At 47.7% G+C, this 12,772-nt stretch carries 12 protein-coding genes; 9 read left to right on the top strand and 3 right to left on the bottom strand.

All coding sequences use genetic code 11. The features are described from left to right. Positions 1-36: 36 nt before the first annotated feature. On the bottom strand, positions 37-342 hold the full coding sequence (locus NZ043_RS30735) for a rhodanese-like domain-containing protein (protein ID WP_017687407.1): 306 nt from the start codon (positions 340-342) through the stop codon (positions 37-39). A 106-nt stretch (positions 343-448) separates the two neighbouring features. Here NZ043_RS30735 and aroA point away from each other — a divergent pair, with 106 nt between their 5' ends. The 4 genes from aroA (at position 449) to ptsP (ending at position 6,073) form a co-directional block, all read left to right on the top strand. Then, positions 449-1,744: a 3-phosphoshikimate 1-carboxyvinyltransferase gene (gene aroA, locus NZ043_RS30730; protein WP_339310030.1), complete on the top strand. Its 1,296-nt coding sequence runs from the start codon at positions 449-451 to the stop codon at positions 1,742-1,744. 59 nt (positions 1,745-1,803) lie between these two features. Next, the gene (locus NZ043_RS30725; protein WP_017687409.1) at positions 1,804-2,238 is read left to right on the top strand and encodes a CoA-binding protein; all 435 of its coding nucleotides are present in this window, start codon (positions 1,804-1,806) and stop codon (positions 2,236-2,238) included. A gap of 197 nt (positions 2,239-2,435) precedes the next feature. After that, positions 2,436-4,316 carry a glucose PTS transporter subunit IIA gene (locus NZ043_RS30720; protein WP_036674872.1) on the top strand — a complete coding sequence of 627 codons (1,881 nt, stop codon included), beginning with the start codon at positions 2,436-2,438 and terminating at the stop codon, positions 4,314-4,316. Continuing rightward, positions 4,313-6,073: a phosphoenolpyruvate--protein phosphotransferase gene (ptsP, locus tag NZ043_RS30715; protein WP_036614699.1), complete on the top strand. Its 1,761-nt coding sequence runs from the start codon at positions 4,313-4,315 to the stop codon at positions 6,071-6,073. The genes NZ043_RS30720 and ptsP overlap by 4 nt, the downstream gene beginning before the upstream one ends. 120 nt (positions 6,074-6,193) lie before the next feature. Here ptsP and NZ043_RS30710 read toward each other — a convergent pair whose 3' ends face one another. Continuing rightward, positions 6,194-6,718 carry a type 1 glutamine amidotransferase domain-containing protein gene (locus NZ043_RS30710; RefSeq protein ID WP_133385497.1) on the bottom strand — a complete coding sequence of 175 codons (525 nt, stop codon included), beginning with the start codon at positions 6,716-6,718 and terminating at the stop codon, positions 6,194-6,196. A gap of 275 nt (positions 6,719-6,993) precedes the next feature. On the opposite strand from NZ043_RS30710, the gene NZ043_RS30705 reads away from it, so the two are divergent. The 4 genes from NZ043_RS30705 (at position 6,994) to NZ043_RS30690 (ending at position 9,798) form a co-directional block, all read left to right on the top strand. Further along, positions 6,994-7,407, top strand: coding sequence for a hypothetical protein (locus NZ043_RS30705; protein ID WP_091014249.1), 414 nt, complete (start codon positions 6,994-6,996; stop codon positions 7,405-7,407). A gap of 122 nt (positions 7,408-7,529) precedes the next feature. Further along, positions 7,530-7,877, top strand: a complete 348-nt coding sequence (ytxJ, locus tag NZ043_RS30700) for a bacillithiol system redox-active protein YtxJ (RefSeq protein WP_091028599.1) — start codon at positions 7,530-7,532, stop codon at positions 7,875-7,877. Between the two features lie 92 nt (positions 7,878-7,969). Continuing rightward, complete coding sequence (gene ccpA / locus NZ043_RS30695) at positions 7,970-8,983, top strand: catabolite control protein A (RefSeq protein ID WP_062835383.1); 1,014 nt, start codon at positions 7,970-7,972, stop codon at positions 8,981-8,983. Between the two features lie 119 nt (positions 8,984-9,102). Next, positions 9,103-9,798 carry a 5'-methylthioadenosine/adenosylhomocysteine nucleosidase gene (locus NZ043_RS30690; RefSeq protein ID WP_133385496.1) on the top strand — a complete coding sequence of 232 codons (696 nt, stop codon included), beginning with the start codon at positions 9,103-9,105 and terminating at the stop codon, positions 9,796-9,798. Positions 9,799-9,931: 133 nt separating this feature from the next. Here NZ043_RS30690 and NZ043_RS30685 read toward each other — a convergent pair whose 3' ends face one another. After that, positions 9,932-10,564, bottom strand: a complete 633-nt coding sequence (locus NZ043_RS30685; RefSeq protein ID WP_133385495.1) for a GNAT family N-acetyltransferase — start codon at positions 10,562-10,564, stop codon at positions 9,932-9,934. A gap of 296 nt (positions 10,565-10,860) precedes the next feature. Between NZ043_RS30685 and acsA the strand changes: the two genes are divergently transcribed. Further along, positions 10,861-12,585, top strand: a complete 1,725-nt coding sequence (acsA, locus tag NZ043_RS30680; protein ID WP_091028608.1) for an acetate--CoA ligase — start codon at positions 10,861-10,863, stop codon at positions 12,583-12,585. Positions 12,586-12,772: the final 187 nt, after the last annotated feature.

Genomic DNA, 12,772 nt, shown 5'->3' with positions numbered 1-12,772 from the left:
AAGGTTACAAATGATTTCGCTTCTCTCCGGGTTACTCTAGTCTTCCTGTTGCCACTGAAGCATACCGCCGACCATGTTCGTACAGCCTTCATATCCCAGTTGCTGCAGATATTCACAGGCACGCTCACTGCGGTAGCCGCTACGACAGATGATCACGATCTCGCCTGATTTCTCAATCTCAGACAGTCGGTCCGGAATCTGTCCAAGCGGGATATGCTTGGCTCCTTCGATCATACCTTGCGCGACTTCATCGTCCTCGCGGACGTCTATCATCTGCAGCTTCTCTCCCGCCTGTAAACGGCGGCGCAGCTCAGACGTTTCAATTTCAGCTATTTGTGTCATATTCAGGTCCTCTTTTCTGTATGGACTTAACGCCTATAATGATACCCAAGCGATGCATGGAATGTCAATTTGGCCACAATATAATCAATGAAGGAGAATTTCATCCATGGACGTTATTGTTAAACCAACCCCCACTCTGAACGGGGAAATCGGGGCTCTGTCCTCCAAAAACTACACTACCCGCTATTTGCTGGCTGCTGCGCTGGCAGAAGGCACAAGTACCATTCATTTCCCAGCACACAGTGAAGACAGTGACGCCATGCGCAGATGTATTCGTGATCTTGGGGCAGTACTTGAAGAAGACGACAGCAAGATTGTGATCAAGGGCTTCGGCAGTCATCCCCGTGATGTGCGTGAGTTGAATGTGGGGAATGCGGGTGCTGTACTTCGTTTCCTGATGGGAGTTACAGCGCTCTGCCCTGACGTTACATTTGTAAATACGTACCCGGATTCGCTGGGCAAACGTCCGCATGATGACCTGATCGATGCGCTTGGCCAACTGGGTGTAGAAGTACAGCACGAACAAGGACGTTTGCCGATTACAATTAAAGGTGGCAATGCCAAGGGTGGACACATTCGTGTATCCGGCTCCGTCAGCTCCCAATATCTGAGCGCATTGTTGTTTGTTACGCCTTTGCTTGCAGAAGACAGCACCATTGAAGTGCTGAATGACCTGAAGTCCAAGGTCGTTATCGGACAGACGCTGGAAGTGCTGGAGCAGGCAGGTATCGTTATCCATGCAAGTGATGATTACATGTCCTTCCGTGTACCAGGTGGACAGGCATACCAGCCAACGACTTATACGGTACAAGGGGATTATCCTGGATCAGCAGCGGTTCTTGCAGCAGCAGCGGTTACACAGTCTGATGTGAAAATTCTGCGCCTGATGGATCAGAGCAAACAGGGTGAACGTGCCATCGTTGACGTGCTGCGCATGATGGAAGTGCCATTGACACATGAGAACGATGTTGTACACGTTCAAGGTAATGGCAGACTGAAAGCGATCGAATTCGACGGGGATGCCGCGACGGACGCCGTTTTGGCTATGGTAGCCGCAGCTGTGTTTGCGGAAGGCACGTCACGGTTCTATAATGTAGAGAACCTGCGTTACAAGGAATGTGACCGAATCACCGATTACTTGAACGAACTGCGGAAGGCAGGAGCGAACGTTGAAGAGCGTCAAGCTGAGATTATCGTACACGGACGTCCAGAAGGCGTTGAAGGCGGCGTTGAGATTAACGCTCACTACGATCATCGCGTAATTATGGCGCTTACTGTTGTTGGTCTGCGTTCCAAGGAGCCGCTTCGTATTCGGGATGCACACCATGTAGCCAAGTCTTATCCGCAATATTTCGATCATTTGCAGGCGCTTGGCGCCTCGGTTCAATGGGTAAAAGAGTAAATAACTGAAAATCAGTCTTTTGAACACGCACTTTAATCAGAAAAGGATGGTGCTTGAACATGGAATTTAACAACCCTACTCGTGAAGAAATTGGACAACTTTTGCGCAAGGCAGGCAACATCGCAGTCGTCGGCTTATCAGACAAATCAGATCGCACTTCCTATATGGTGGCAGAAGCCATGCAGAGCAGAGGTTATCGCATCATCCCGGTTAATCCACAGGTGCAAGGTGAAATCCTTGGCGAGACGGTATATGCCACACTCGCGGATATTCCAGAGCCGGTAGACATTGTCAATGTGTTTCGTCGCGAAGAGTTTTGCGCGGATGTCGCTCGTGACGCCGCTGCCATCAAAGCCAATGTGCTGTGGCTGCAGCTTGGCATCCATAGTGATGAAGCGGTCCAGATTGCTGCAGAGAATGGCATGACAGCGGTAACGAATCGTTGTATCAAGGTAGAGGATTCCATCGTTCTGCGCGGCGCTGGACGCGGCTGAGAGGCTCGTTCACCTGTGATCGAATGATCTCCTGATCTGAACCAATTGAATGATTATAGGATGAATCCCGTTAACTTGAAGTTGACGGGATTTTTTCTGCTCTATTTTTGCCGTTATTAATTACCAATTGGTTACTGTTTTGCTTTGACAAAACGTTGCGTAAAGCTTACCATCTAGGATAGAAAGGAGAGGTCGCCATGAATTGGCTCGGATCCTTGCAGCAGCTCGGACGAGCGGTAATGCTGCCTACAATGGTCCTGCCCGCAGCCGCAATTTTGCTCAGTGTTGGCAGTCTGCCTTGGGACGCCTGGGGATTGGATATTGTCGGTGAAGTGTCTACCGTGGCCGGACACGGTATTTTTTATTTCTTACCGTATTTGTTCGCTGTCGGTGTAGCACTGGGACTCTCCAACCAGGCCGGACAAGCGGGACTTGCTGCTTTGGCTGGTATCGTGATATATGATCAGGTGACTCGGAACTTTGGGGATGGCACCGTTCAGCCCGCTTCCTTAATCGGAATCATACTCGGCGCGCTTGCCGGTGGGATGCATAATCGGTTTAAAAGCATTAAACTGCCTGAAATTTTACAATTTTTTGGAGGTTCAAGGTTTGTTTTGCTCATCGTCGGACTCTGTTCGGCATTGTTCTCCTGTTTTATGTTATGGCTCGCTCCGATCCTACAGCATGGATTGAACGGCATTGCTACTTGGGAATACAGTCTCGGGGGTTTTGGACTGTTCATTTACGGGGTGTTATACAGGGTGCTGGTGGCTTTCGGGCTTCATCACCTGCTTAACAATGTGTTTTGGTTCCAGTTAGGGACGTTTGAAACGCCTGATGGTAACATTGTGCAAGGGGATTTGCCCCGATTTTTTGCAGGTGATCCAACGGCAGGATTCTTTATGGCGGGTTTGTTTCCCATCATGATGTTTGCCATTCCGGCAATAGCCTTTGCTATTATTCAGGAAGCCAGGGAAGATCTGAAACCAAAAATCAAGAAAACTTTTCTGACATCGGCACTCGTTTGTTTTCTAACCGGGGTATCGGAACAGATTGAGTTTGCTTTTTTGTTCGCGGCACCTTATCTGTTCATCGTGCATGCAGTGATGTCCGGCGTTGCCATGTGGATTAGTTACTGGCTTGATATCCGGCATGGATTTTCTTACTCCGCAGGTATTATTGATTACATACTCAATTTCCATCTATCGGAGAATGCTTGGAAGCTCATTCCGATTGGCATACTATATGGGCTGGTTTACTACTTCCTGTTCCGATGGGCGATTCGTACGTTCAAGATTCCAACACCAGGACGTGAAGAGGGCTCCATGCTGGAAGATTGGGTAGGTAACATTCCTTATCAAGCACCTTTAATCCTCGAAGCATTGGGTGGGAAGAGTAACATTGTACAGGTTGAAGCATGTATTACACGTCTTCGCCTGACTGTGCATGATGACCGCCTGATCGACACGGGTGCCATGAAGAGTATGGGGTCCGCTGGACTGATCAAGTTGGGTGGCGGTAACGTACAGGTGGTATTCGGGACCTACTCGGAATTGATTCGGGAAGAAATCGCGAAGCTGCTGGAAAGAGATCTGCAACAGGTTCTGTTCTGTGCCCCCGTTCAGGGCAAAATGCTCCCAATTGAAGAGGTGCCAGATCAGATCTTTGCAGCCAAGCTTGTGGGTGATGGTGTAGCCTTTGTTCCGGAAAAGGGAGAGCTGGTCTCACCCGTGTACGGAACGATTATGCACTTGTACCCGACCATGCATGCCTTGGGTATTTCTACCCGTGAGGGGCTTGAGGTGTTACTGCATATCGGCATCGATACCTCTCAATTGAAAGGCCATTTTGAAGCTTTTGTTCAGGAGGGCGATACGGTGGAGCCAGGGCAGTTGTTGATCAAGTTTGATCTGGCAGTACTCCGCGAGCAAGCGGCGTCACTGACAACACCAATGGTAATTACGAATCCGGATCGTGTAAAATCATGGAGTTTTGCTCCATTTAAGCAAGTTAAGAAAGGTCAGGCATCCGTTATGTCCGTGGTGCTCTATGACAGGAACGTTGGAGGGGTAGAATGAAGATACAAGGCATCAACGGAGCTGCAGGCATAGCCATCGGCAAAGCATTTGTCCTGCCCAGTTGGGAATGGGATCTGCCGGATCAGAAGATGGATTCGGTAGATCTCGCCCAAGAGTTCGAACGGCTGTATGAGGGCATACGGACATCTAAGGATGAGATCGAATATATCAAAAATGAGTTCAAGGAAGTTGTTGGTCCGGAGGAGTCCAGTATTTTTGATGCACATCTTGCAATCCTCGAAGATCCAGTATTCATGAACGAAATTCGCGGCATTATCGAGCGTCAATATAAGGCAGCAGAAGTGGCGGTCAAAGAAGCCATTGATCACTTTGTCACGATGTTTGACTTGCTGGAAGACGAGTATATGAAGGAGCGGGCCATTGACATCAAAGATGTGGGTAACCGTCTGCTCAAGCATTTGCTCGGTGCACCGGAGATTACACTTCCTTCGGATACCCAGCCGTATGTGCTCGTTGCCAAAGAGCTTTCGCCATCTCAACTGGCGCATCTGAATCCGACCCATGTACTAGGCATTGTGACCTTGATTGGCGGGAAAACATCACATTCTGCGATTATGGCTCGTGCCCTTGGTATTCCTCTCGTTTCCGGTCTGGAAGCGAGTCTTGGCATGCCGGTAGAGACAGGGGATATGCTTGTGGTGGATGGTGACAATGGCTTGGTATTTACGGACCCGGATCGCAAGACGATTGAACGGTATACCATGCTTCGCAGCAAACAACTGAAGAAAAAGGAACAACTTCAAGTCCTTGCTACCGTGGATGCCGTAACCAAAGATGGGGCCGTTTTGCACTTGGCTTCCAATATCAGTTCGGTGAAGGAATTGGACCTTGCTTTGAAACAAGGAGCCAAAGGTGTGGGCTTGTTCCGAACAGAGTTTTTGTATATGGACCGTGCTACGTTCCCGGGTGAGCAAGAACAGTATGAGGTGTATCGTCTTGTGGCAGAGAAAACAGCAGGACAATCTGTTGTTATTCGTACACTGGATATCGGTGGTGACAAGCAACTCGATTACTTTGAACTGCCGGAGGAAGACAATCCGTTTCTGGGGTACCGTGCCATTCGGATTAGTCTGGACCGCAAGGATCTGTTCAAAACACAGCTTACAGCCATTCTGCGTGCCAGCGCTGCCGGAAATGTCAAAATCATGTACCCGATGATCTCTTCGGTGGAAGAACTTCAGCAGGCCAATGAGATTCTCCGTGAGGCGATGTCTGATCTGGACGAGCGCGGATTATCATACGATCCTCACATTCAGGTGGGAATTATGATTGAAGTTCCTGCAGCGGTGATGATTGCTGATCTGCTCGCAGAGGAAGCGGATTTCTTCAGTATTGGTACGAACGACCTGGTTCAATATGTACTGGCAGTAGATCGAATGAATGAGCAGATCGCTCATATGTATCACCCCTATCATCCGGCTGTTCTGCGGATGCTTCGTGCGACAGCAGATGCGGCTCATACGGCTGGAATTGATGTCAGTGTGTGCGGAGAGATGGCAGGGGACGAACGCGCCATTCCGCTTTGGTTGGAGCTTGGCATTCGCCACTTGAGTATGTCTCCACAATCCCTGTTACGTGTGAAGCACAGAGTGCTGAACACAACAGCATCGGCCGCCAAAGAAGAAGCGCGAAAGTGCTTCGCCTTACGGACCAGCGGAGATATTGAGGAGCGACTGCAAGTCTTTAATGACTCCACGGGAAGTCCAGATGAACAAAGTGGTTCGAACGCATCGTGATTAGGTAAAATGGATATAAATACCTTTAAGTTAATATATTTACATTTGTGATAATTATTTATTGGAAAACTTGTTATATAAAATAACCCCAATGTGCATGAGAGCACAATGGGGTTATTTTTACTTGTCAGCGAGTGCATCACAGAATGCCTTGCCATAAGGTGGAAGGTCAGGCGGACGACGTGCCGAGATGATATGTCCATCAACAACAACCGCTTCATCTTTCCAGATCGCACCTGCATTTTCCATGTCATCCCGAATGCCTGGTGTAGAGGTTACCGTTACCCCGTCCAGAATTTTGGCAGAAATCAGCACCCAGCCCGCATGACAGATCTGTCCAATCGGTTTCCGGTCTGCATTCATTTCCTTCACAAGCTCCAGTACTTTGGAATAACGACGCAGTTTATCTGGCGCCCAGCCGCCTGGCACGAGAATACCATCGTAATCTGAACTGTCGAGTTCATCGAAACTGTATTCGGCTTCAGCAGGCACACCGTATTTGCCAATATAGGTTTTTCCTTTTTTCTCACCAGCAAGATACACTTCTGCACCTTCTTCACGAACCCGATGTACAGGGTACCACAATTCTAAATCCTCGAATTCTTCATCGACCAGAGCGATGACTTTTTTACCGGTTAATCTCATGTCCATCTCTCCTTTTTGCGGTGATATGTCTGTTGCGTCTTTAATTGTAACAGATTCTCCAAGGGACTTCATGGAAGTGCATATTCAGTTTGGAGGAAGCGATTACAAGTCAGTAACTGCCTGCATTCGACAACCTTCATCTGGAGGGAGTGGTAATTTGTGCAACCTTTCGTATATAGCAGGATTTGAGCCGAAATAGGTCGAATGGTACTTATATAGAGTATAGAACGAATGAGGTGATGGTGGTGCGCAAGTCGTGCAGATGTGGACATGTAATGGAGTTGGAATTAAGAACAGTGGTATACGCCAAAAAAGTGGAGATTCGAAACGTACCCGTATTTGCGTGTACAGACTGTGTATCATACGAAGTGCTTCCGCCGGTCAAGCCGGACTTAACAGAATGCATAAACACATTGGGTGAACAGCCCGTGAAGCAAGACGTATCTTTTGGTGAACGTAATGAACTGGCAGACCTGTTTCATGAGCTACTGCTGGCCTGGCCGGATGCGACCGATCGGGAGATGGAATATCGAATGCAGCAAGCAGTGGAGGAGCGTATCAATCTGTTGCTGGACATTATGGGTTACGCAACGAAGTCTGGTGATACAGCGTGGATTGAGACCACGGAGCGCAGATTAAGTCAATTATCCGGATTTGTGTGGCAGGAGTACTTCTCAAATGCTGTCTAATTTTGACGTGTAAAATGCTTGTTTTCATGAAAATTGGCTTTTTCGCGCACTTTTTGTTAAGATATCGAAGAGTGAAAACGCTCAACATAGCGGTATTCCTGGTAAAGGGGGATGTATATCTAATGGCTGACATGACTAAAATGACAAGTATTGAACAGCTAAACTCCGCAGTGGAGGCTACCGAGGATCAACCCTTGCTTCTGTTTAAGCATAGCACGCGCTGTCCGATCAGCTCGAACGCTTATCAGGAGATGAACGATTATTTGCTTAACAATGCCAATGAACAAGTGAAATATGGCATCATCTATGTTGTGGAAGATCGCCCGGTATCGAATGAAGCAGCAGACAAGCTGGGTGTTAAGCACGAATCTCCACAGGCAATCCTGATCAAAAAGGGAATTCCTGTATGGCATACTTCCCATTCAGATATTACTAGAACCACACTTACGAATGTTTTGAGTGAGTCCTAAAGCCTATTTTAATTGATTAATGCAAAAATTTGTCGTAATATAAATCTTAATGAAAATGGTATGAAAATTTACTGGTAATGGAGAGAAGTACTGTGACGGTAACCATTTATGATGTGGCACGTGAAGCTGGAGTGTCTATGGCAACGGTATCACGGGTAGTTAATAATAACCCTAATGTCAAACCGCAAACGCGGAAAAAAGTATATGAAGCCATCGAACGGTTGGGATATCGTCCGAACGCGGTAGCCAGAGGTCTGGCAAGCAAGAAGACAACCACGGTCGGGGTCGTTATTCCAGATATTTCGAACTCAACCTTCGCGGAGATTGCCCGCGGAATTGAAGATATTGCGAATATGTATCACTACAATATTATTTTGTGTAATGCAGATAAGAAGAAAGAAAAAGAAATTCGTGTTATCAACACGTTGCTCGAAAAGCAAGTAGACGGACTGCTCTTCATGGGTGGAACAGTAACGGACGAACACATTCAGGCGTTCCAGTCTGCGGCTGTGCCGATCGTACTTTGTGCAACGAGTGATGAGAAGGGCACATTCCCTTCGGTGGATATTGACCATGAGGCGGCTGCGTTTGACGCGGTAAACACCCTGATTCGTCATGGACACAAGGAAATTGCGATGATCAGTGGTACACTGCAAGATCCGGCGAATGGATATGCCCGTTTCCAAGGTTACAAGAAAGCACTGGAAGCAGCAGGCATGGAATACCAAGAAGATCTGGTACGTATCGGTAACTATCGTTATGAATCCGGTGTGGAAGCGATGAAATATTTCCTCGGACTGAAGAAGAAGCCGTCGGCGATCTTTGCTGCAACAGATGAAATGGCGATTGGTGCCATTCACAGCATTCAGGATGAAGGTCTGAAAGTACCGGATGATTTCTCCATTATTAGTGTGGATAACATCCGTATGGCTTCCATGGTGCGTCCTCAGTTGACAACAGTGGCTCAGCCAATGTACGACCTGGGTGCAGTAGCGATGCGTTTGCTGACCAAGTTGATGAAGAAAGAAAATGTGGAGAACCCACGGGTTATTTTGCCGCATGAAACGATTCTTCGTCTGTCTGTAAGTCACGCAGATGTAGTTTAATCGGGATTATATACAGTAAGGGAGAAGTCATTCTCTCTACATAGTGGATATGCGAAAGCTCCGGAGACGGAGCTTTTGTGCTGAATGAGGTTAAAAGTGAAAACAGGAGGTATCGGAAGATGCGTGAAACGATTGGGATTATCGGAGCGATGGATGAAGAAGTTGAGCTTTTGCTGGCAGGCATGAAGCAGCTTGAGACGGTCAAACAAACCGGGATTACATACGTTGCAGGCGAGTGGCTGGGCAAGCAAATTGTCGTGTGCAAATCCGGCGTAGGTAAAGTCAATGCAGCGGTTACGACGCAGATCTTGATTGATCGTTTTCAAGTTAATCGGATTATCTTCACAGGTGTTGCGGGTGCAGTTAACCCCGATCTGAACATCGGAGATATGGTTATATCGTCTGTATGTGTTCAGCACGACATGGATGTAACGCCACTGGGGTTCGCACGCGGGGTTATCCCTTACCAGGAGACATCTGCATTCCCTGCCGACGCTTCACTTATTAAACTGGCTGAAGAAGCATGTAAAGCTCAGGAAGCCAATTATCTGATCGGTAAAGTGTTATCTGGAGACCAATTTATTGCGAATAAAGATACGGTTAATATGTTATATACCGAAATGGACGGTGCATGTGCCGAGATGGAAGGGGCTGCAGTTGCTCAGGTCTGTTACATGAATCGGGTACCATTTGTTGTCCTGCGTGGTATGTCAGATAAAGCGGATGGTTCGGCGCATGTTAACTTTGCTGAATTTACCGTGCAATCTTCGCAGCGTTCACATCGCATTGTGGAGCATATGTTAGAAAATATGTAATGGCATAAGTCTGGACTGTGAGGCAATACGTTATGAATGAAAACCGCCCTTCGATTAGCTGTTCCATGAAGTATGGAGCAACGCTGCGAGAGGCGGTTTTGTTATGTATATTGTTTTGGAATAGATCATCGAATCAGTACATGAAGCGATGGCGAAAGCGTACACGATCAAACTGTTCTTCTGATGTGATGGGCACCTGACTTCCGATTCGCACCATCAAACAGTTTGCAGGATGTGAACAGATTTCGGGGTCGTCTGTTGCATACCAGGTCATGTCGATCGTTTCCATCAGCCTCTCCATCATTTTGCGATAATCCCATACGTTTAGTCCGCTGCCCTTCAGATCCCAATGCCAATAATATTCTGTGGTGAAAATAATGTAGTTCTCCATGTATTTATCTTCCAAAGCGGTAAGCAACATCTCACGTCCAATGCCAAGCGAGCGATAGTCGTCCGCAACCTCGATTGCCCCAAGCTCAATCAGATCAGTCATATTGCCCTCGGACCAGCGTTCACAATCATCCGCATAGTGAAAGGTTACATAACCAATAATCGTTTCATTTTCATGTGCAATGATAATTCGCCCTTCAGGTAATGCTGCGATCTCTGCGAGAGCTTCCTGCTGCTCCGTTGGTCGCCGAAAGGCATCCAGATCCAGATGGAAGGCAAGACGGGTTATCTCCTCGGCCTGCACGGGGCCTTCAACAGTAATTCGGTGGCCGGACTTGAAGATGGAACGCATATGATGTTCTTTGATATGTTCCATGGTTCATGCTCCTCTCTCTCCCTACTTATAGAGGTTATTCAAAAAGAACGCTATAGCAAAAATCCAAAAAATTGAAAAGCCATAGACGACAATTGAAAAGATTTGCTATAATTGCGTAGACAAAAAATGTTCACAATTCAATACAGTATAGTTAACATCTGTTTGGCCGAGCAAGTACATGATGAGAAGTTCTCTCTACTAATGTAAGCGCTAACTGGAAGTTCAGTCAACACAAAGGCAATGAGAATTGACCCCTAACGGGAATCGAAATGTCGAGTTGAAGGAGGCTGGCAAGCATGAGTCAAGCACATGGTGAGATGCTGCAGACGGTTGTGTCTGAATCTAATCTGGGCGATTACACGGAGGCGAGAAGCCGGTTCGATTGGGAATCGGTGGAAAGGCACTTTACGTGGCACGCCAGCGGAAAAGTAAACATGGCGCATGAAGCGATTGATCGTCATGTACTGGAAGGAAGGGGCGGGAAAACCGCTTTATTGTATAGCGATGCTTCACGTGAAGAGTCCTATACTTTCGCTGATCTGAGTGAACAGTCGAGTCGGTTCGGGAATGTTCTCCGCAAATATGGCATAGCCAAAGGGGAGCGAGTGTTTATTTTTATGCCTCGAAGTCCTGAGCTGTATTTTAGTCTTCTGGGCATATTGAAAGCTGGAGCCATCGCGGGCCCTTTGTTCGAAGCTTTTATGGAAACGGCTGTGAAGGATCGGCTGGAAGATAGCGGAGCAGTAGCACTCGTCACAACTCCAGAATTACTGAAACGCATCAAACGTTCCGAGTTGCCCGAACTCAAACATATATTTATCGTGGGTGGGGGCGTACAGACTGAAGAAGGACTCATCGATTTTGATGCAGAGATGTCTGCCGCTTCGGATGAGATGGAAGTAGAGTGGCTGAATCGTGAGGATGGTTTGCTTATTCATTATACCTCAGGCTCTACGGGTAAACCCAAAGGGGTGTACCATGTTCAAAATGCCATGATTCAGCACTATTATACAGGTAAGGTTGTTCTGGATTTACGTGAGGATGATGTGTACTGGTGCACTGCTGACCCTGGTTGGGTGACAGGGACTTCTTACGGTATCTTTGCTCCATGGCTCAACGGAGTGACCAATGTGATACGGGGCGGTCGTTTCAGCCCTCAAGATTGGTACAGCACCATCCAGAAGAACAAAGTCACGATCTGGTACAGTGCACCAACGGCCTTCCGTATGCTGATGGGAGCGGGAGAAGAGACCATCGCCCAGTTTGATCTGAGCAGTCTGCGTCATGTCATGTCTGTCGGTGAACCGCTCAATCCGGAGGTTGTTCGTTGGGGATGGAAAGCCTATGGTCAGCGAATTCATGATACATGGTGGATGACGGAAACAGGGGCACAGTTGATCTGTAACTATCCCGGAATGCCGATCAAGCCTGGCTCCATGGGACGTCCGTTGCCTGGCATCGAAGCAGCCATTATTGATGATCGCGGGCAGGAATTGCCGCCGTACAGCATGGGTAATCTGGCCATACGGGCACCTTGGCCATCCATGATGGCGAAGATCTGGAATAACCCTGTGAAATACGAGGAGTACTTCAGGCTTACGGGCTGGTATGTATCCGGTGACTCCGCTTATATGGATGAAGAAGGATATTTCTGGTTCCAGGGACGGATTGATGATGTGATTAATTCGTCAGGTGAGCGTATCGGACCCTTTGAGGTGGAGAGCAAGCTTGTAGAGCATCCTGCGGTAGCAGAGGCGGGTGTAATCGGTAAGCCGGATGTGACACGTGGGGAGATTATCAAGGCCTTTGTAGCGCTTCGTGAAGGATATGAGGCGACACCGGAGCTGAAAGAAGAGATCTATCGTTTTGTCAAAGAGGGCTTGTCTGCCCATGCTGCTCCGCGTGAGATTGAGTTTAAGGATAAACTGCCCAAGACACGTTCCGGCAAGATCATGCGGCGTGTATTGAAAGCCTGGGAGCTTGATCTGCCAACAGGAGATCTATCCACTATTGAAGACTAACGTGACAGTGCTAGGATCATCAATGTGTCTGTATCGATGCCGATACCAATGAGTGTGGGAAAGAAGTTAATACTCTACGAATCCATATACGTTGACTCTACCCATTAAATCGGTTGTAAAAGCCTGCTTTATGCCAATGGCATGAAAGCAGGCTTTTTTAGCTGTTGCATATGCAAATAAAAAACCG

This window comes from Paenibacillus sp. FSL k6-2145, assembly GCF_037976585.1.
In the GTDB taxonomy this organism is placed as follows: Bacteria; Bacillota; Bacilli; order Paenibacillales; family Paenibacillaceae; genus Paenibacillus.
Note: the sequence above shows the minus strand (reverse complement) of the source record. Positions and strands in the feature narration are given on the sequence as shown.